The sequence below is a fragment of the Shimia sp. R11_0 genome (assembly GCF_017744035.1).
GTDB classification, from domain to species: domain Bacteria; phylum Pseudomonadota; class Alphaproteobacteria; order Rhodobacterales; family Rhodobacteraceae; genus Shimia; species Shimia marina.
The window spans coordinates 180,468-200,413 of record NZ_JAGHQY010000007.1; the positions used below are offsets into that span (position 1 = coordinate 180,468).

General features: G+C 57.8%; 21 protein-coding genes. 15 read left to right on the top strand and 6 right to left on the bottom strand.

Annotation, left to right across the window (positions count from 1 at the left end):
• Nucleotide 1 precedes the first annotated feature (1 nt).
• On the top strand, nt 2-1,057 hold the full coding sequence (locus tag J7382_RS15430) for a branched-chain amino acid ABC transporter permease (protein WP_209069915.1): 1,056 nt from the start codon (nt 2-4) through the stop codon (nt 1,055-1,057).
• 3 nt (nt 1,058-1,060) lie between these two features.
• Here J7382_RS15430 and J7382_RS15435 read toward each other — a convergent pair whose 3' ends face one another.
• Nucleotides 1,061-2,218, bottom strand: a complete 1,158-nt coding sequence (locus tag J7382_RS15435) for a DUF3095 domain-containing protein (RefSeq protein WP_209069916.1) — start codon at nt 2,216-2,218, stop codon at nt 1,061-1,063.
• Nucleotides 2,219-2,450: 232 nt separating this feature from the next.
• Between J7382_RS15435 and J7382_RS15440 the strand changes: the two genes are divergently transcribed.
• The 3 genes from J7382_RS15440 (at nt 2,451) to J7382_RS15450 (ending at nt 6,605) form a co-directional block, all read left to right on the top strand.
• Complete coding sequence (locus J7382_RS15440; protein ID WP_209069917.1) at nt 2,451-3,623, top strand: MFS transporter; 1,173 nt, start codon at nt 2,451-2,453, stop codon at nt 3,621-3,623.
• Nucleotides 3,624-3,768: 145 nt separating this feature from the next.
• On the top strand, nt 3,769-4,791 hold the full coding sequence (locus tag J7382_RS15445; RefSeq protein WP_209069918.1) for an aspartate-semialdehyde dehydrogenase: 1,023 nt from the start codon (nt 3,769-3,771) through the stop codon (nt 4,789-4,791).
• A 188-nt stretch (nt 4,792-4,979) separates the two neighbouring features.
• Nucleotides 4,980-6,605: a DUF4139 domain-containing protein gene (locus tag J7382_RS15450; RefSeq protein WP_209069919.1), complete on the top strand. Its 1,626-nt coding sequence runs from the start codon at nt 4,980-4,982 to the stop codon at nt 6,603-6,605.
• 337 nt (nt 6,606-6,942) lie between these two features.
• Here J7382_RS15450 and J7382_RS15455 read toward each other — a convergent pair whose 3' ends face one another.
• Nucleotides 6,943-7,593 carry a carbonic anhydrase gene (locus tag J7382_RS15455; RefSeq protein ID WP_058239673.1) on the bottom strand — a complete coding sequence of 217 codons (651 nt, stop codon included), beginning with the start codon at nt 7,591-7,593 and terminating at the stop codon, nt 6,943-6,945.
• A gap of 148 nt (nt 7,594-7,741) precedes the next feature.
• Here J7382_RS15455 and J7382_RS15460 point away from each other — a divergent pair, with 148 nt between their 5' ends.
• The 4 genes from J7382_RS15460 to speB all read left to right on the top strand — a co-directional run bounded on the left by J7382_RS15460 (nt 7,742) and on the right by speB (nt 11,539).
• Nucleotides 7,742-8,122 (top strand): hypothetical protein, encoded by a 381-nt coding sequence (locus J7382_RS15460; protein ID WP_144432537.1) that lies wholly within the window; start codon nt 7,742-7,744, stop codon nt 8,120-8,122.
• Nucleotides 8,123-8,296: 174 nt separating this feature from the next.
• Complete coding sequence (locus tag J7382_RS15465; protein WP_209069920.1) at nt 8,297-9,688, top strand: leucyl aminopeptidase family protein; 1,392 nt, start codon at nt 8,297-8,299, stop codon at nt 9,686-9,688.
• Nucleotides 9,688-10,575, top strand: coding sequence for an NlpC/P60 family protein (locus J7382_RS15470; protein ID WP_209069921.1), 888 nt, complete (start codon nt 9,688-9,690; stop codon nt 10,573-10,575). Before J7382_RS15465 ends, J7382_RS15470 begins: the two co-directional genes overlap by 1 nt.
• Before the next feature lie 10 nt (nt 10,576-10,585).
• Nucleotides 10,586-11,539, top strand: coding sequence for an agmatinase (gene speB, locus J7382_RS15475; RefSeq protein WP_209069922.1), 954 nt, complete (start codon nt 10,586-10,588; stop codon nt 11,537-11,539).
• Nucleotides 11,540-11,608: 69 nt separating this feature from the next.
• Here the strand turns inward: speB and J7382_RS15480 are convergent, their stop codons facing one another.
• Nucleotides 11,609-11,956, bottom strand: coding sequence for a DUF2794 domain-containing protein (locus J7382_RS15480; protein ID WP_209069923.1), 348 nt, complete (start codon nt 11,954-11,956; stop codon nt 11,609-11,611).
• A gap of 488 nt (nt 11,957-12,444) precedes the next feature.
• On the opposite strand from J7382_RS15480, the gene J7382_RS15485 reads away from it, so the two are divergent.
• A complete protein-coding gene (locus tag J7382_RS15485; RefSeq protein WP_209069924.1) occupies nt 12,445-12,879 on the top strand; it encodes a cytochrome c in 435 nt (144 codons plus the stop codon).
• 19 nt (nt 12,880-12,898) lie between these two features.
• Here J7382_RS15485 and J7382_RS15490 read toward each other — a convergent pair whose 3' ends face one another.
• A complete protein-coding gene (locus tag J7382_RS15490; protein WP_209069925.1) occupies nt 12,899-13,180 on the bottom strand; it encodes an I78 family peptidase inhibitor in 282 nt (93 codons plus the stop codon).
• A gap of 146 nt (nt 13,181-13,326) precedes the next feature.
• Between J7382_RS15490 and J7382_RS15495 the strand changes: the two genes are divergently transcribed.
• On the top strand, nt 13,327-14,463 hold the full coding sequence (locus tag J7382_RS15495; protein WP_058239725.1) for an S-(hydroxymethyl)glutathione dehydrogenase/class III alcohol dehydrogenase: 1,137 nt from the start codon (nt 13,327-13,329) through the stop codon (nt 14,461-14,463).
• 70 nt (nt 14,464-14,533) lie between these two features.
• Here J7382_RS15495 and J7382_RS15500 read toward each other — a convergent pair whose 3' ends face one another.
• Entirely contained in the window at nt 14,534-15,154 is a 621-nt protein-coding gene (locus J7382_RS15500) for a TetR/AcrR family transcriptional regulator (RefSeq protein WP_058239679.1), read from the bottom strand.
• 137 nt (nt 15,155-15,291) lie between these two features.
• Here J7382_RS15500 and mbfA point away from each other — a divergent pair, with 137 nt between their 5' ends.
• Nucleotides 15,292-16,266: an iron exporter MbfA gene (gene mbfA / locus J7382_RS15505; protein WP_209069926.1), complete on the top strand. Its 975-nt coding sequence runs from the start codon at nt 15,292-15,294 to the stop codon at nt 16,264-16,266.
• Here the strand turns inward: mbfA and J7382_RS15510 are convergent.
• On the bottom strand, nt 16,263-16,613 hold the full coding sequence (locus tag J7382_RS15510) for a helix-turn-helix domain-containing protein (protein WP_058239681.1): 351 nt from the start codon (nt 16,611-16,613) through the stop codon (nt 16,263-16,265). The two genes, mbfA and J7382_RS15510, sit on opposite strands and share 4 nt — an antisense overlap.
• Before the next feature lie 72 nt (nt 16,614-16,685).
• Between J7382_RS15510 and J7382_RS15515 the strand changes: the two genes are divergently transcribed.
• From J7382_RS15515 to J7382_RS15530, 4 genes are read left to right on the top strand one after another with little or no spacing between them, the layout of a single operon-like run.
• The gene (locus J7382_RS15515; protein WP_209069927.1) at nt 16,686-17,576 is read left to right on the top strand and encodes a DMT family transporter; all 891 of its coding nucleotides are present in this window, start codon (nt 16,686-16,688) and stop codon (nt 17,574-17,576) included.
• A gap of 43 nt (nt 17,577-17,619) precedes the next feature.
• The gene (locus tag J7382_RS15520) at nt 17,620-18,549 is read left to right on the top strand and encodes an AEC family transporter (protein WP_209069928.1); all 930 of its coding nucleotides are present in this window, start codon (nt 17,620-17,622) and stop codon (nt 18,547-18,549) included.
• Nucleotides 18,550-18,586: 37 nt separating this feature from the next.
• A complete protein-coding gene (fghA, locus tag J7382_RS15525) occupies nt 18,587-19,420 on the top strand; it encodes an S-formylglutathione hydrolase (RefSeq protein ID WP_209069929.1) in 834 nt (277 codons plus the stop codon).
• 15 nt (nt 19,421-19,435) lie between these two features.
• Nucleotides 19,436-19,885 (top strand): YaiI/YqxD family protein, encoded by a 450-nt coding sequence (locus J7382_RS15530; RefSeq protein WP_209069930.1) that lies wholly within the window; start codon nt 19,436-19,438, stop codon nt 19,883-19,885.
• The last annotated feature ends 61 nt before the right edge of the window (nt 19,886-19,946 follow it).

A 19,946-nucleotide genomic window follows, 5' to 3' on the forward strand; every position in this document is an offset into this window, starting at 1 on the left:
CATGCTGAAAACCCTTGTCTCCGGCGACACGCCACGCTCGCCCATTCTGCTCGCGCTTTTGATCGTGATCCTCATCTGTCTGGCGTGCGCACCTTTTCTATTTCCCGGCGTACGTTCCGTCGACACAGCCGCGCGCATCTGCATCTTTATCGTGCTCGTGGCCTCTTATGATCTCCTGCTCGGCTATGGCGGCATCGTCAGCTTCGCTCACACGATGTTTTTTGGCCTTGGGGCCTATGGGGTTGCGCTCGCTTCGACGCATATGGGACGTGGATTTGACAGCCTGCTGGTGGGCACCATTGCCGGCGCAGGATTGGCAGCGCTCCTCGCCTTCATGATCGGCCTGTTCTCTTTGCGTGTTCGCGCCATCTTCTTTGCCATGATCACCTTGGCGGTCGCGTCTGCCGTGGCGGTTCTGGTCAGTCAACTCTCCAGCCTCACAGGAGGCGAGGATGGGCTCTCTTTCAAGATTCCGCGCGCCTTGGGGCCCGCCTTCAAATTCACGGATGGCGAGATCCTCGGCGTGAAAGCAAACGGCAAACTCTTGAAATACTACCTCGTGTTTCTCTCCTGCTTTGCGCTCTTCCTGTTTATGTTGCGTGTGGTGAACTCGCCCTTTGGGCGCGTGTTGCAAGCCATCCGTGAAAACGACTTCCGCGCCGAAGCCATTGGCTACCGGGTTGTCCACTATCGGGTCGCCGCAACATGCTTGTCAGCAGCCATCGCCGCGCTCGCCGGCGCTCTCTATGCAGTCTGGTTGCGCTACGTGGGCCCGGACACCACACTTTCCATGGAGATCATGATCGACATCCTGCTGATGATTGTAATCGGCGGCATGGGTACCATGTATGGCGCAGTCATTGGTGCAACGCTCTTTGTACTGGCCCAAAATTACCTGCAAAATGTCCTGTCACTGGCTGGTGACAGTGTGTCCAAATGGCCCTTGTTGCCTGAGTTGCTCAATGCAGATCGTTGGCTGCTCTGGCTTGGCGTTCTGTTTATCCTGTCCGTCTACTTCTTTCCCACAGGCATCGTCGGTCGCCTGCGGGAGAAGTAATCGTCACACGGTCCGCAAACGCAAATTGCGGGCCGCCCGCGCATAGCCTCCGGCGGCACCATCCACAAAATGCATATGCCCCGCCTCCGTTGGAGAATGCACAAGGCAAGTCATCATCGCTTCCTCTTGCGCATGAAGGCCAAAGCGCACCAAACCATCCGCCTCAGCCGCGCGTAAGATCCGCTCCATCCGTGCCTGCGTTTGGGCATCACAGTCCAGCGTCATTTTCAAACCGTCATCAAACTTGCGATAATCCGCATTGCTGGCCACCTGCGCACGATAGGCTTTCGGATCAAACTGACCTAGCTTCACACCGCTCTTCATCAAGGCCCATAAAAATGCATTGCTGATCAGAAGCCCGGCCACACGCAGCGCATAGCTGCCTTTCTGCCGCACGCGCGCCTCAATGGTCAAACCAGGTGGCGGAAACGCCACGCCCGGTCCCTCCTGCGGCACAGGATGGCCGCCACGCCCCTCTTTGCTTGAAGCAGTGACAAGAGCATGCGCCACAGAGGCAAAAGCATCTTCCGAAACACCCGGCCGTGGCAGAACAACAAGTGAAACAATCGCGCCATTGCGGGCTTTCATATTTGACCAGCGACAAGACAGCCCCGACAGATCGAGATCTTCAGGGGCATCTTCCCCCTCTGCTAAACCAATCCGGCCAGCTTTCATTTCCGCCTCGGCCCATGCCAAGCCACCCCCTGCAAACATCGCATAGTCCACACCATTCTCTGGCGCATATCTGGCCACACGCAGGTCTCTCCCTTCGGCGCGAATACGCGCTACAGAGACCATCGCCACCCGCAGTTCCACACCATATTCCGCCCGCGCCCAGCGCCGAACCGCATTCAGCGCACGCTCAGCAGCGCCACGCTGTGTCGGCCACACCGCAAACCCAGCACCGTCTCCACCAAAAACATAGGGCAAAGCCTGACGCCCTGCAGCATTAAGTTGCGCCGCAATCACCGCCGCCCCCACCATGTTGACGATTTTATACCGACCACGCGATATCTCATGGGTAGACCCAACAATATCAGCAACCCCGATATACCAGTCATCAGGCAAAGGCATGTAGAGTTGAGGCTCCGCCATCAAAGCAAAATCGCCATGGCGTGGGATGTTGTCATAATAGGCTTGAGAGGAGTGTTCGATAAACATGATACTGGCTTCCCTGGCACGGAGGTCACGCTATGGGGTGTCGTGTCATCCTGCACGTCAGATACGCATGCTACGCACAGCTTCAAGCTTTGGCTCATGCACATTTGCGCACAGCCCCGTGAAGCCCTTGTCATATCAAAGGCCTGCCCCAACCTCTTGCCTTTCAGAACATAATCCTATCAAGTCCGCCAGACGACACCCCAAGCGATCGGGGTTGGGGGAGGAGACCCACATGCGTTTTGATCTTGTTCTGCTGTGCTTGGCCTATGTGCTGAGCCAGTTTTTTCGCGCCTTTCTTGCGGTTCTCACACAGGTACTGGGGACTGACATCGGTGCCACTGCCGCAGATCTGGCCTTTGCCTCTGGTCTCTGGTTTCTGATCTTTGCTGCCATGCAAATCCCTGTCGGCGCAGCGCTGGATCGCTTTGGCCCCCGCCGCACGACCGCCATCTTACTGCTTCTCGGAGGCGGAGGTGGCGCGGCGCTCTTTGCTCTTGCAACAACACCCTTCCATATCGCCGTCGCCATGGCGCTGATCGGCATTGGATGTTCGCCGGTGCTGATGGCCAGCTATTTCATCTTTGCCCGCAGCTACCCGCCCGCGCGCTTTGCCACTCTGGCGGCACTGACACTGGGTGTCGGCTCCGTCGGCAACCTGATCGCCGCCTACCCCACCGCATGGGCCGCAGAAACCATCGGCTGGCGCGCCACGCTCTGGGTGCTCGCCGCCGTCAGCAGCCTGCTCGCAATCGCCGCATGGCGCATGGTGCAAGATCCCCCCGCCGCGCAAAGTGACACGCGCGGCTCTGTACTTGATCTGCTCAAACTGCCCGCCGTTTGGCTGCTGATCCCGCTGATGTTTTTCAACTACATGCCCTCCGCCGGCATTCGCGGTCTCTGGATCGGGCCTTATCTGTCGGATGTCTTTGCCCTCACCACTGGTGAAGTCGGACAGGCAACACTGGCCATGGGGCTGTCGATGATCCTTGGCACCTTTGTCTATGGCCCTGCGGATCGCCTGCTCGGCACGCGCAAATGGATCATCATTGGGGGTGCGTCCGTCTCTGCCGCAGCCCTGATCGCCCTGACGCTCTTTGCCAACCAAAGCGCCCTCACCGCCGTGGTCCTCATGTCCATCGTCGGCTTCGCCGGTGCGGCATTCCCTGTGATGATCGCCCATTCGCGCAGCTTCTTTCCCGAACACCTGACCGGGCGGGGCGTCACTCTGATGAACCTCTTTGGCATCGGCGGTGTAGGTGTGATGCAATTTGCCTCAGGCAAGCTGCACAGCGCCGTTTCCCCCGACAATCCGCTGCTGGCCTATCAGATGATTTTTGCTGGCCTCGCCGCGGTGCTCATCATAGGCGCGCTCATCTATTGTTTCTCCGAAGACCGCCTCGACTGAGAGGTTTCAATGCTACAAATTCACCCACTTGTGAGCCATCATCGCAAAGCAGAATACCCCTCATAAGCAATTTCCGTCGTCCGCCCTCTTTTTTCTTGGGCAAAACAGGGCTAAGAGGGCGCGTCGTTAGAAATGGAGACCAAAGATGGGCTATCGCATCGTCGTCGCAGGCGCCACGGGCAACGTGGGTCGCGAAATGCTGAACATTCTGGAGGAACGTCAGTTCCCCGTGGATGAGCTTGCCGTTCTGGCCAGCCGCCGTAGCCAGGGTACCGAGGTCACCTTCGCCGACAAAACACTGAAAATTCAGGACATTGAACAGTTTGATTTCTCGGACTGGGACATGGCGCTGTTCGCGATCGGCTCTGACGCCACCAAGAAATTCGCGCCCATCGCTGCGGCTGCAGGCTGTGTCGTAATCGACAACAGCTCGCTCTACCGCTACGACCCGGACGTACCGCTGATCGTGCCTGAGTGTAATGCCGATGCGATTCACGGCTATTCCAAGAAAAACATCATCGCCAACCCCAACTGCTCCACCGCGCAGATGGTTGTGGCGCTGAAGCCCCTGCACGACCGCGCAAAAATCAAACGCGTCGTGGTGTCGACCTACCAGTCCGTGTCCGGCTCCGGCAAAGACGCGATGGACGAGCTCTGGGATCAGACCAAAGCGGTCTACAACCCAACCTCTGACGTGCCGCCAAAGGTCTACACCAAAGAAATCGCCTTCAACGTGATCCCGCACATCGACGTTTTCATGGAAGACGGTTCCACCAAAGAAGAGTGGAAGATGGTCGCGGAAACCAAGAAGATCGTCGACAAAAACATCAAAGTCACTGCCACCTGCGTGCGCGTGCCGGTGTTTGTGGGCCACTCCGAGTCGATCAACATCGAGTTTGAAGACTTCCTTGACGAAGACGAAGCCCGTGACATCCTGCGCGAAAGCCCCGGTATCATGGTTATCGACAAACGCGAAGACGGCGGCTACGTCACACCGAAAGAATGCGTTGGCGACTTTGCCACCTTCATCTCCCGCATCCGTCAGGACAGCACAGTGGAGAATGGCCTGAACCTATGGTGCGTGTCTGACAACCTGCGCAAAGGCGCAGCGCTGAACGCGGTACAGATCGCCGAAACTCTGGGCCGCGAAGTGCTCAAAAAGGGCTAAGTCCACTTTAGATACCCCAATGAAAGGCGTCCTTTTGGGCGCCTTTCTTATTTGACGAACACGCAAGTCCGCGCAGGCCGTACCGCTGTTACGGCAACACACCGCCCAATCCCTGCAATACTACACTGTGACCTTGCCACCCAACCCCGCGCGTGATCGTCTGCCTGTAAACAAATTGCAGGTCTCTGATGAAACAGCTTCTTTTCTCAACCGCCTTGATCTCTCTCGCGGCACCAGTCTGGGCCGACACGATCGCTGTGACAGCCCCAGTGACGGCGGCAACGCTCTACTCACAGGGTGCAACCCTCACCCGTAGCACCAGCTTTAGCGCGCCTGCAGGAACGCATGAGCTGCTGATCACCAATCTGCCCGACAGTGTCGATCCGTCTTCAATGCGCGTGTCTTTGGAAGGGGCCACCTTGGGGGCCATCACCCTACGCAACGCCCGTACTCTGCCCAATGTGGTTGAAGACAGCCCCGAGCTCACCGCCGCCAAAGCCGCACGTGACGCCGCCCGCGACGCTCTGCGCACCACGGAGGATGCCAAAGCCGATGCCCTTCTGGCCGCAGAGGCCGCCAAAGCACGGCTCGCCTACCTTGCCTCACTCAAAGCCCCCACAGACGCCGCGCCCAGTCCGGAAACGCTCCTGGCCACACTCACTTTGATCAGCGATCAGACCCTAGCCACTCAGAAAGACATTGCCAGCATTGAACGCGATGCCCGCCGTTTTGAGCAGGAAATCGAAGATCGCACAGAGGCTCTGCAAAAAGCGGAACAGGTGGTGGCTGCGCTGACGCCATCGCTCGGTGACAATGTCATGCTTGCAATTGCCATCTCCACCTCAGAAGCCACTACGGGCACCCTCACCCTCAACCATCTGATTGAAGATGCCAGTTGGGAGCCAACCTATGATGTGCAACTCACCACGGGCGACACACCCATGCTTGCGCTCAAACGGGGCGCCTTTATTGGCCAAAGCTCCGGTGAAGACTGGCGAGATGTGGCGATCACCCTCTCTACCAGCCGTCCTGACGCACAAACAGAACCGCAGGCTCTCTGGCCCACACTGCGCCGGATCGCCCCTAAGCAAGAGGCACTCGCCTATGCGACTGACAGCCGTGCTCTCAAAAGCGCAGCGGCCATGGCCGAACCCGTGCTTATGGCAGAGTTCGCCGGCACAATTGACTTCGGCGATGGGATCAATGCCTCTTACAGCTACGCTACCCCGGTCACCCTGACCTCCGATACGGAAGCGCTACGCATCGAACTGGGCACGCTCAATCTGACACCCACGCTTTACGCCCATGCCAATCCTCTCTATGATGATACCGCCTTCATGGTGGCCGAAACCACCAACATCTCTGAAGAGATCATCCTTCCCAGTGAATACAGCAACTTCTATCTGAACGGCACTTTCATCGGCCAACAGGAAATGCCCCTGATTGCGCAAGGTGACACTACAGAATTTTCCTTTGGGGCCATCAATGGTCTGCGCCTTTCTGATGTGGTCAACACGCGCGTCACTGGCGACACTGGCGTGATCACCACACGCAACGAACAGAGCGAAACCCGCACGTTGACCGTCGAAAACCTCACAGGTCGCGACTGGGATCTGCGCATGATCGGCCGTGTGCCCTATTCGGAGCAGGAGGATCTTGTGGTCTCCTACACCGCCAACACCCCGCCAGAAGAAGAAAACTACCAAGATCAGCGCGGTATCCTAATGTGGAGGCACGCCCTCAAGGCAGAGAAAAGCTTCTCTGTAAGGCTTTCACATACACTGCAATGGCCCTCCGACATGGAGCTACACTAAGAAACCTGCATACGCGTCTCGAAAATTCGCGCTCAGCCACAATTCTGACACGATTGGCGCGATTCCTGCCGCAGTTATGCGGCAGGGAGAGGTCTGGGGAACGGCTCTGAGGGAACCTGTGCTGTTCGTTCACTTCGCTGAACGCTTCACACACTCACGGAATGCCTGCAACGCTGCGTTTCAGGACAGCCCGCCAAGGAAGACGGACCGCGCCGCAGATGAACGGCAACGAGTTTCCGGACCGCGCAGTCATACCTTATGAGCCAAAAAAGCCCGCGTCCTGACACGCGGGCTTTTTCAGTAAAATCTGTATCGTGTTGGCCGCAGAACCTTGAGGTCAGACCTGCACAAAACCCTTCTCTGCGTTGTCGTAGGCTTCCAGTCCGCCTTCAGCGATATTGTGCCACAAGCCATGCAGCGTCAGCGTCCCCGCATCGACACGCTCTTTCACAAACGGGAAGGTCATGAGATTGTCCAATGACACCAGCACAGATCGCTTTTCCAGTGCCCGCGCCTGCTCGGTTGGGTCTTTGATTTTAGCCACATCCTCATAGCCCGGACGCAACACATCCATCCAACGTCCAACGAAGCTGTCCTTGGCTTCAAGCGCCGGTGCGTGCCCTTTGCACATATCAATACAGCCCTGCACGCCACCACACTGACTGTGCCCCAAAACAACAACATGCGCCACTTTCAAAGCGGTTACAGCATATTCGATTGCAGCACTGGTGCCGTGCTGGTTGCCGTCTGGCTGGAACGGGGGCACGAGGTTGGCAATATTACGGTGGATGAAGAATTCACCCTGATCAGCCCCAAAAATGGATGTCACATGCACACGGCTGTCACAGCAACTGATGATCATTGCGCGAGGGTGCTGACCCTCGGTGCCAAGATGCCGATACCAGCTCTGATTTTTTTCGTATGTTGTGGCCTTCCAGCCTTGGTAACGTTGCACCAGATACGACGGCAGAGGTTTGATATGGTCCATAACATCTCCTAAAGCGTTTCAAGCGAGATAAGGCATATTTAGCTGTAATTCGAGAGAAAAGACCCACCCCGAGAAACTTTTTGAGAAGGTTTGGGCCCCATTTATGGATCAACCGTTGGGGGTGCCACGGAAATACTGGGGTGAAACTATGTCACAAATTGCGATGCTTAAAATGTCTGAGCAAGCTGTCGTCGACCAGGACGAGCTTGCACGTGTTCTGATCCGGATGGATCCGTCCGAAGCAGAAGAAACCTTCATGGGACTGATCAAGTCCCTGACAGATCATCTGGCGATATCAGAGCAACATCTGCAAGCCTACAACCTGTCAGAACTGGCAGACACAATGGCTTTGGTGGAACTGATTTCAGGCCGTCTGTGCATGACGTCTCTGGCACAGGTCGCTGAGGATGTGATGCATTGCTGCGATCGCAACGATGGCGTGGCGCTTTCTGCGACACACGCCCGTCTGATCCGCATCGGCGAATGTGCATTGCGTGAAATCTGGGATCTGAAGCGCGACTACATCTGAGCGCTTACATCTTACGCATCCAAACCGCTAAAGCAGGGCGCATTTCCGTCTGATCCGCCAGAGGCACTTGTATCTTTGCCCTTGCGAAAAGACTTTGAACAAGCGTTTCAATTCAAATGCAAACTGCTCTAGGCTGCCCTCAAAACAGCCACATGCCGGTTCAAAAGGTGCGTCATGACACTCACATTCGCTTCTCCCGAGTCCGACTCGATTATTCCACTACAAGTGCTGGACAGCGCTGGGTTTGACCAATGGAAAGAGGCTCAACCCGACGCGCTGCGCCGCTTTGTGGAGGCCTCCGGCTTCAAACCGACGATTGGCCAAACTCTGTTGGTGCCTGATTCTGATGGTGCGCCCATGATCGCGCTCGCAGGTTTTGGCTCCGAGCAGGCCCGCGCCCGCAGCCGGTTTCCGCTGGCGGCCGCCGCTACCAAACTACCCAAAGGCACCTATGCGCTGACCACGCCCCTCCCGGCCGGGGATCTGGAAACAGAGGCCCTAGGCTGGCTTCTGGCCGGCTACGCCTTTGATCGCTACGCCAAAAACACTGGGAGCAGTGCCAAACTGATCTGCCCAGAAGGCCTTGACGCGCCCCGTATCGAAGCCATCGCCGCAGGCGAAGCCCTGACCCGTGACCTGATCAACACGCCCGCGAGCGACATGGGCCCGCAGGATCTTGAAAAAGCCGCGCGGGCGCAGGCCGCGCGTTTTGGCGCCACCTGCACTGTGGTGACCGGTGCTGCGCTTCTGGAGCAGAACTTCCCGATGATTCACACCGTGGGACGCGCCGCTGCCCCACATCGTGCGCCCCGGCTGATCGACATGCGCTGGGGCACATCCGGCCCCCCCCTGACGCTGGTTGGCAAAGGGGTTTGCTTTGACACCGGCGGTCTCAATCTCAAACCCGGCAACTCCATGGGTCTTATGAAAAAGGACATGGGCGGTGCAGCAACCGTGCTTGGGCTTGCGGAAATGATCATGGCACTCCGTCTGCCCATACAGTTGCGCGTGCTGATCCCAGCGGTGGAAAACGCTGTTTCGGGCGACAGCTTCCGCCCCGGCGACATCCTGACCTCCCGCAAAGGGCTGACGGTAGAAGTCAACAACACCGACGCCGAAGGCCGCCTCGTGCTTGCGGATGCATTGGCCTTTGGAGCCGAAGAGAACCCAGACATGATGATCTCCATGGCCACGCTCACTGGAGCTGCGCGTGTGGCCGTGGGGCCGGATCTGTCGCCTTACTACTGTGATGATGCCAGTTTTGTCAGCGCGGTGGAAACCGCGGCACAGGCCGTGGCCGACCCGGTTTGGCGCATGCCTTTCTGGGATCCCTATGAGAAAATGATTGAGCCCGGCATCGCTGATCTGGACAATGCGCCTTCGGGTGGCTTTGCCGGTTCCATCACCGCCGCCCTCTTCCTGCGCCGCTTTGCCGAGGGGCAGCGTTACGCCCATTTTGACATCTATGGCTGGAACCCCTCCGCCGCCCCCGCCCGCCCCAAAGGCGGCGTCGGCATGGGCGCACGGGCACTGCTGGCCGCACTGCCAGACATCCTGTCTCTGTGATGGGCGCGCCAACAGACCGCCGCCTGCTGGCCAGCACCGGCAAAGTCGCCGCAGAGCATTTGCGCGGCTTGGTAGACGCGGAGCGTTTTGTCACTCCAACGGCCTATCGTGTGGCCATGGTTGTCACCGATCTGCTCTCCGCCCCGCATGGCAATCGCGAGCGGCAGCTGCTGCGAGGCGAAATCGTCAATGTGGTGCATACGGAAAATGGTATGGCCTTTGGCTATGCCGAGAAAGATGGCTACGTGGGCTGGATCGACATTGGCGATGTGCTCAGCCATCCCAAACAGGTGCCCACACATCGTATCGCCGCAGCCCGCAGCTACGCAAAATCCACCTCGGGGCTTAAGACGATGGGCCTTGTGACGCCGCTGTCGATGGGCACCCGTCTGGTGGTTTTGGGAGAGGAAGACGGTTGGGCGCGCATTGCCTGGGACGGGGGCAAGATCACCCGCGATCTCTATGTGCCCAGCGGTCACCTTGTACCCGACGATCACGTCGAAAGCGATCCCGTCGCTGTGGCGGAACGACTGATTGGCACACCTTACCTCTGGGGCGGCAATGCCAGCTTTGGCATCGACTGTTCAGGCCTTGTGCAAATGGCTCTACTGGCCTGCGGTATCCCCTGCCCCGGTGACAGCGACCTGCAGGAAGCGCATTTTGCGGAGGCCACCAGCCCTTATCAGAGAGGTGATCTGCTGTTCTGGAAAGGCCATGTTGCGATGGTCTGCGATCCAGACACTTTGGTGCACGCCAACGCGCACCACATGGCTGTGGCCCATGAGCCGATAGATGCCGCCATCACGCGCATCGCCACACAGGGCGACGGCCCCGTGACGGCCCACCGCCGACCCGCCCTCCCCCAAATAGACGGAGACACCCCATGAGCGACACCCCATGAGCGACGCTTTCTTTCAACCCGTTTCCGGCATGGAGCTGCCCCGCTTTGCAGGCATGCCCTCTTTCATGCGCCTGCCGTTCATGGATTTGGAACATGACAGGATTTCAGAGGTGGATATCGGCCTGATTGGCGTCCCATGGGACAGTGGCACTACCAATCGTCCGGGCCCGCGCCATGGACCACGCCAGTTACGGGATGCCTCGACCATGATCCGGGCGCAAAACGGGGCCACCGGGGTGCGCCCGTTTGATCTCATGAATTGTGCCGACCTTGGGGATGTCGGCCCAAATCCAGCAGACATTCAAGACAGTATGACCCGGATTACGCATTTCTATGACGCGGTCCTCTCCAAAAACATCAGGCCACTGACAGCAGGTGGAGATCACCTGACCTCTCTGCCAATTCTCCGGTCTCTGGCCAAAGATGCTCCAGTTGGTATGGTCCACTTTGACAGTCACACCGACCTCTATCACAGCTATTTTGGCGGCACGATGTACACCCACGGCACGCCGTTCCGCCGCGCCGTAGAAGAAGGCTTGCTGGATACAAAGCGAGTGGTGCAAATCGGAATTCGCGGCTCCACGTATGATGACGAAGACACGGATTTTGCCAAAGCTGTGGGCATCCGAGTAATCCGCATCGAAGAATTCTTCCAACGCGGTCTTCAGGATGTCATGGCAGAAGCCCGCGACATTGTTGGCAATGTCCCAACCTACGTGAGCTATGACATTGATTTTGTAGACCCTACCTTCGCCCCCGGTACAGGCACACCCGAAGTTGGTGGCCCCAACAGCTTTCAGGCACTGGAAGTGGTCCGGGCATTAGATGGGCTGAACATCATTGGGGCTGATCTGGTCGAAGTCTCCCCGCCTTTTGACAGTTCAGGGGGCACCGCCTTCCTCGGGGTCTCCATCATGTTTGAACTGCTCTGCGTCATGGCGCAACGCTGACAAAAACACGGGTGGGGCGGTGTCCCCCCGTTTCACACGCATCAGAGATTTACGCCACACAATGAGGCGTCACTCCACCGCGCGGATCAATTTGCGCTCCAACACGCGCAACACGGTTTTCAGATCGTGACCGCGTTTGAGCACCTGCCCATCCATGCCAATCACCGCATAGAGCCCCTGTTTGTTGCGCAGTTTGGGGCGCTTTTCGATACGATAAATCGGATTTTCCGCCGTGCGTCGAAACACCGAAAAGACAGCCACCTCCCGCAGGGAGGAAATGCCGTAGTCCCGCCATTCACCCGCCGCCACCATACGGCCATAAAGCCCCAGAATGACAGTAAGTTCCGTGCGGTGGAACGCCACCTGAGGCGTGGCTTTGAGGGGCGGGTGCAATGTAGTGGGAGGAGGTGTTGTCATACATTCAGACTTGCGCTCTTTCATGACAAAATCAAGTCTACCTCCTGCATTGTGCCCTCCGCCCCACAAAGCACCCCGTTAACCACGTCGCATTTCCGCCACAGATTCTTCCGCAAATGGCCCCGACCCGATCCTTTTTTTGCCGCAGCCAAAGGGCATCTTAAGTGCATAGCGAAACTTGAAACGCTACCCTTGGCGGCGCGGCATTATTGCCCCCACCCAGTTCGCGCCGCCGGGGGGCACTTTTCCAGAACATCTTTCCAATACATCGGTTTCTAGATCTTACACTCTGCACAGGTCAGATCCTCCACCTTCGACCTCAGGATTACCACGCACGGTAGGGCACTCAGGCCTCGGCAAAACTCTATGAGCAAAACGTCGAAGGAACAGAAACGTGACCTGGAATCGCCTTGTGTTCTTATATTTTCCTCTTGCCTCCCTGCCCCTGTGTGCGGTGCACTGTCTCAAAGCCACCGACAGGAGCCACCATGCATCGCCCCCTCTCTCTTGCTCTTCTCCTCATCGTTGCCACGCCAGCCTGGGCACACAACGGGGTAAAAGATCCACAGGTCATGGCCCGCATGACTGCCATGGAGCACATCGGTGACGCCTTCAAAACCCTCGTCAGCATGGCAAAACAAGAGGTCCCGCTGCACCAGGCCAAGGCCCGCATGGCCCGTGACACGATCGTCACTCACGCAGGCACAATCACCGCCCTCTTCGAAGCGCCAGCAACCGATCCAAAGTCAGAGGCGCTGCCAAATATCTGGGACAACTGGGCAGATTTCAGCGCCAAGGCAGACGATCTCACTCGAAGCGCTCAGGCTTTGGATTTCAAGGATCGCGCAGCTTTGGCCGATACACTCGGAGCAGTAGGCGGCGCCTGTCGCGCCTGCCACAAACCTTATCGGGAAAAGAAATAAACCCGGAAGCGCACCACACTTAGCCGCAGGAGACCTGCAGGATCTTACCTTCAGCGTCATGCACCACATTCAGCCGGTTTTCATGAAAGTCCATTGTAGCAGCGTCATGCTCGCCCATAACCCGCACCATTTCCGGTACGGTCACACCTTCAAGCGCGCTCTTGTCCTGCCCAATAAGAAAGGCAAACGTCTCAGGGTCACAAGTCGTGCTGCCTTGAACTGTGACTTCTTCCTCTCCTTTACAGGCCACCAAGGCCAACAGAGCCATCACGCCAACCCCAGCCAAAAATCCACGTCGCATCACAGCACTCCTTTGTCGCAAACCAACACATTTGCTTCGCGCCTGCCAACTTGGCTCGACAAGCAAAGCTCTATGCTGTCAATAAGAGATCAACGCGCCGGTGTTTCAACCGCGCTGTGCACCAATCATGGAGGATAGGCAAAATGATGCGCACCCGTGCCGCCGTGGCTTTGGAAGCCGGCAAACCCTTGGAAATCATGGAAGTGAACCTCGAAGGCCCCAAAGCGGGCGAGGTTTTGGTGGAAATCAAAGCCACTGGGCTTTGCCACACAGATGAGTTCACCCGCTCCGGAGCAGATCCAGAAGGTCTGTTCCCCTCCATTCTGGGCCACGAAGGCGCAGGTATTGTGATGGAAGTCGGCGAAGGCGTCACCACGCTGAAGCCCGGCGATCACGTGATCCCGCTCTACACCCCAGAATGCCGCGAATGTCACGCCTGCCTGTCGGGCAAAACCAACCTCTGCACCGCGATCCGTGGCACACAAGGACAGGGCCTCATGCCCGATGGCACCACGCGCTTCTCCATGCTCGATGGCACCCCGATCTACCACTACATGGGCTGCTCCACCTTCGCGAACCACACGGTTCTGCCGGAAATCGCGCTGGCGAAAGTCCGCGACGACGCGCCTTTTGACAAAATTTGCTACATCGGCTGCGGTGTCACCACCGGCATCGGCGCAGTGATCAACACCGCTGGTGTTGAAATCGGCTCCTCTGCGGCGGTTTTTGGCCTTGGCGGAATTGGTCTGAACGTGATTCAGGGCCTGCGCATGGCCGGTGCTGATGTGATCATCGGTGTCGATCTGAACGACGACAAAGCAGAGATGGCCAAGAAATTTGGCATGACCCACTTCGTGAATCCCTCCAAGCTGCCAGAAGGCCAGTCCGTGACCGAGGCAATCATTGAGCTCACCAAAACCGAAAAAGATCAGTTCGGCGGCGTGGATTACTCCTTTGATGCCACCGGCAACGTGCAGGTCATGCGCGACGCGCTTGAATGTTCCCACCGCGGCTGGGGCGTCTCCGTCATCATCGGCGTAGCCCCTGCCGGTGCCGAAATCTCCACCCGTCCGTTCCAGCTGGTCACCGGCCGCGTCTGGAAAGGCACCGCCTTTGGTGGCGCAAAGGGGCGCACCGACGTGCCACAATTTGTGGATTGGTACATGGACGGTAAGATCGAAATCGACCCAATGATCACCCACAAGCTGACTCTGGATGAGATCAACCACGGCTTTGACCTCATGCACGAAGGCAAATCCATCCGCGCTGTGGTGGAATTCTAAACCTCTGTCGAGAAATAACAAAAACGGGTCGCTTCGGCGGCCCGTTTGCTTTTGCGCATTTAGAAAGCGCTCATTTTACACCGTAGCGCGCCATAAACATCGCAACTGCGGCATCCACCACCTGCTCTACCTCAGCCGGTGAAAATTGCCGCTGCACTCCGGTGACCTGACGCAAAAACAACCCGGCCTTGCACAGTTCGGCAAACTGATCGGCCGCCAGACCGTAGTCCTCCACCACCAATTCGCCACGCGCTACGGCCTGACCAAAAAATTCTATCAAGCGGCTTTTCATCACCGCTGGGCCAGTTTCGTAAAACTGCTGCCCAAGCTCGGGAAACCGCTCACATTCTGACACACAGACGCGAAACATATTGCGCCCAAACTCCGACAGAATGATCCCCATCAACCCACGCCCTACAATTGTCAGCACCTCAGGCACCGGTTGTTCTTCGTCCACAGAGGCTTCCAATTGCGCAGCTTGCTGCGTGCATTCCTGTCTTGCCACCTCCATGAACAACATACGCTTGTCGGGAAAGTAGTTATACAACGTCGCCTTGGAGACCTGCGCCTGCTGCGCGATCACATCCATGCGCACACTTTCGAAACCATGCTGCATGAAAAGCACACGGGCACTCTCCAAAACTTGCGCAAATTTGCGCCCCTTTCGAATGATCGCAGTTTGTTCATTCATCAGACCGCGTCCAAGCCTCCTCGCTCGCAGCTGTTGCTGGCAGATAGGCAACCCTACACCCCTGCTTCCCTGCGTAGCAAGCCTTGCACTTCCACAGATCATATATATTTTAGAACCATTCTAAGTAGAAGGTGAAGATGCGTTTTTCTCCCTATCACAAACGGTTGCGTGACCTGACAGAACAGGAAGTGCTCGCTTTGGCGATCTCCTCCGAAGAAGATGACGCACGCATCTATCGCGGCTTTGCGGAACAATTGCGAGACGCCTATCCTGCGACCGCCAAGATCTTTGATGACATGGCACAGGAAGAAGATGGCCACCGTCAGGCACTCATTGCCAGGCATCAGAGCCGGTTTGGTAATACGGTGCCTCTGTTGCGCCGCGAACATGTGGCCGGGTTCCACAGCCGCCGCCCCATTTGGCTCTCCGCCAACCTAAGCCTCGAGGCGATCCGCAATCTGGCCAGCCAGATGGAGCAGGACGCCGAAGCCTTCTATGTGAAAGCTGCCAAACAAGTAACAGATCTCGACACCCGCAAATTGCTCGGTGATCTCGCCGCAGCAGAAGCAGGCCACAAGCACACAGCGGACGATCTGACCGAAACCCACCTTGATCCAGACACACGCGACGATGAAAACGCCCGCGCACATCGTCAATTTGTGCTCACTTGGGTGCAGCCCGGACTGGCCGGGCTGATGGATGGCTCCGTTTCCACGCTTGCGCCGATCTTCGCCACCGCCTTTGCCACGCAAGACACACATACCACTTTTCTGGTCGGGCTCGCTGCATCTGTCGGCGCAGGCATTTCCATGGGCTTCACAGAAGCCGCCTCTGATGATGGCGAACTCTCAGGACGCGGTTCCCCAATCAAACGGGGGCTCGCCTCCGGTATCATGACCACACTCGGTGGTCTGGGGCACGCGCTGCCCTATCTGATTCCCGATTTCTGGACCGCCACCACTCTCGCAATTCTTGTGGTGTTTGTAGAGCTCTGGGCCATCGTCTGGATTCAGAACCGTTTCATGAAAACCCCATTTGGCCGCGCCACATTCCAAGTGGTACTTGGCGGGGCGTTGGTCTTTGCCGCTGGGGCGTTGATCGGGGGTGGCTAATCGCCCCCATCCGGTGCCCCCAATGCCTCCGCCCATTGTTCAGACCACCCCCCAAAGGGCTGCAGCAGGCTAAAAAGATCCTGCCCCATGGCGGTCAGCTCATACCCCTCATCTCCACGACAGACCAAACCGCTCGCACTCAACTCTTTCAAACGACGATTGAGAACAGAGGGGGAGAGCTGTTCACAGCGATCCTGCAAGGCACGAAAGGTCAACGCACCTTCGGACAGCTGCCAAAGAATGCCAAGCGCCCAACTTCGGCCAAGTAGGTCAAACAAAGCCATAATCGGCTTCCCGGTTTTAGAGCCGCGCACAGGTTGGCCGGGCTTGGGAACATCGGATGTCATAAATTCTCCTTGCTACTTATTTGATAGCAAATTATCGCTACCTAATTAGTAGCAACTCTCAGAGAGACTGTCATGCCCCTTCTTCCTCTACTCGCTGCCCTCGGGGCGTCCTTCGGTTGGGCGAGCGGCATCGTCATTGCGCACAACCCTGCCCAAAAATTGGGGGCCTTTGCCTTCACACGCATTCAGTTGATCGCCTGCGCAACACTGGCCACGCTACTCACAACACTCATGGATCAGTGGACCAATGTGCCTTGGCAATTCTGGCCGGCCTTCCTCATCAGCAGCGCATTTGGCATTCTTCTTGGCAATCTCGCCATGATCGCCTGCCTGCGCCGCGGCGGCCCTCGCCGCACCGAACTCCTGCTTTCTCTCAAGGCCCCAATCGTTGGCCTCATCGCTTTCATCTGGTTGCAGGAAACCCCAAGCATCATAGAACTCATCGGCGCTCTCACCGTCCTAAGTGGCGTCTCACTCGCGATCTTCTTCAACAATCCTGCACCTTCAAAAAGTGATCGATCAAATGCGCCCCTGACACACATCCTATTACTCGGCGTGACAGCCACCACCCTGCAGGGGATTGGCTTTCTTGTAATGAAACCCGCGCTACAGGCTGGCCTTTCCCCGATCGCCGCAACCGCCATCCGCTTGCTCGGCGCTGCCACTTTGATCTCGCTTATGGCCCTATGGCCCAAGCCTGCATTTCGCGCCCACACCCGCCTGTCCTATGCGCTGGTCGGGCGCACCATCCTGCCGGGTGTGATTGGCTACATCCTCGCCTCATCGCTGCTGCTCTACGCATTTGCACATCTGGATGCAGGCATCGCCGCCGTACTTGGCTCCCTGTCTCCTGTGCTTATTCTGCCAATTCTCTGGTGGAAGGAAAAACACCGCCCCCACCACTGCACCATCGCTGGCGCCTTGATCGCAGTCACCGGCACCGCCCTCATCGCGCTTGCCTGACATGGCCCTTGCCACATGATCCAAACCTGTTAAGGCTGGCGCCATGTTGGCAATCTTTCTGAAAACACTGCCGTTTTTTGCCCTGATCGGCCTGGGCTACTGGGCTGGCCGCACCCGGTTTTTCACCTCAGAAGCCACGGCATACCTGACGAAGTTTGTCTTCTACTTCGCCCTGTCCGCCATGCTGTTTCGATTTGCCGCCAACCTCAGCCTCGCCGAGGTGCTCGATTGGCGCTTGATTGGTGGCTATCTCTTTGGCTGCACCCTGGTGTATCTTCTGGCAACTCTGGTGGCGTTTCTGCGTCGCGAAGACGTAGGCACAGCCGCCGTCGAAGCCCAATGTGCCGTGATTGGCAATACCGGCTTTCTCGGCGTGCCGATGCTCACCTTGCTGATGGGGCCAGAGGCCATCGGCCCGGTCATGATGGTGCTCGCAGTTGATCTGATCGTGTTTTCCAGCCTGATCGTCATTCTGATCACCGGGTCACGTGATGGCCGAATGAGTTTTGCCATTTTGCGCACTGTCGCAGGAGGTTTGATCCGCAACCCGATGATTGTGGCAATCTCACTTGGCTTTGCATGGTCCGCCCTGCAAATTCCAATCCCGGATCCGTTCAACGAATTCCTCGCCATTCTTGGAGGCGCGGCCACGCCTGGGGCCCTCTTTGCCATTGGCGCGTCACTGGCGACAAAATCCGCTGAACGTGTCGAGGTTGCCCTCTGGCTGAGCTTCGCCAAACTGGTGCTGCACCCTCTATCTGTGGCCTTTGCGGTACTCTGGCTCTTTCCGGCAGATCCCTATGCCGCAAGCGTCGCCATTGCCGCCGCCGCCCTGCCGGTGGCCGGAAACGTCTACATGCTCGCGCAGCACTATGGTGTGGCCCCACACCGTGTCTCCGCCGCCATCCTGTTTTCCACAACTTTCTCCATTGCAACGGTCAGCCTTGTGATTGCATGGGTCTCCCAACTCTGACAACGTGGCCCCAAAGCGAATAGGCAGGAGACCTCCCATGGACATCATCAGCGAAAACCGTGCCTTCGGCGGCACTCAGGGCGTCTATAAACACAGCTCCCACAGCTGCCATTGTGAGATGACCTTTGGTCTTTTCCTGCCAGAAGAGGCGAAGGTGGGCCCTGTGCCGGTGATCTGGTATCTCTCTGGCCTCACCTGCACCCATGAAAACGCCATGGTCAAAGCAGGCGCACAGCAATGGGCCGCAGAGCAAGGCGTGGCGCTGGTTTTCCCGGACACCTCACCACGCGGCGACGATGTGGCCAATGATGACGCCTATGATTTGGGTCAGGGCGCGGGCTTCTATGTCAATGCCACCCAGAAGCCCTGGGCACCCCATTTCAACATGTGGGACTATATCACCGAAGATCTGCCCTCCCTCCTGCAGGAAGAGTTCCCGCTTGATATGAGCCGACAGTCGATCATGGGCCACTCCATGGGAGGCCACGGCGCACTGACCATGGCCATGGCCCTACCTGGCCGCTTCCGCTCGGTGTCTGCCTTTGCCCCGATCTGCAACCCCACCGCCTCCGACTGGGGCCGCAAACAACTCTCCGCCTATCTGGGCGCGGATGAAAGCCTCTGGGCCGCCCATGACGCCACTTTGCTGATGCGTGACAAAGGATTTGACGGTCCGGTTCTGGTGGACACCGGCACCAATGACCAGTTTCTGGATCTGCTGCGCCCCGAAGCGCTGGCCGAAGCCGCCACTGCCCGCCGTCAGGAAGCCACCCTGCGGCTGCAAAAAGGCTATGATCACAGCTACTTCTTTGTATCGACCTTCATGGAAGAGCACATCGCCTTCCATGCCGAAGCGCTCTATGCTGACTGAAGGCAGACCACAGCAATGACTTCCATTTATGTGGATGCCGACGCCTGCCCGGTGAAAGCCGAAGTGGAGCGCGTCGGCACCCGCCACAAAGTCAAAATCTACGTGGTCTCCAACGGTGGTCTACGGCCAAGCCCAAACCCGCTGGTGGAAAATGTGATCGTGCCCGAAGGCCCGGATGTGGCCGATATGTGGATCGCCGACCGCGCAGGGACAGGGGATGTGGTGATCACCGGGGACATTCCTCTGGCAGCAAAATGTGTGGAAGCTGGGGCCCGCGTGCTCAAACACAACGGCGAAGCGCTGAACTCCGCTAATATTGGCAATGTGCTTGCCACCCGCGACCTCATGGCGGATCTTCGCGCCGCTGATCCCTTCCGACAGGGCGGCGGCAAAGGCTTCACCAAAGCGGACCGCTCCCGTTTTCTTGACGCGCTGGAACGCGTCTTGCGCGCCGCCAAGGGCTGACCAAAACCTCCGCATCGCCCCTTTTGTTACCGGGGCGGGTGGGTGGGCGGTGACAAAAGGG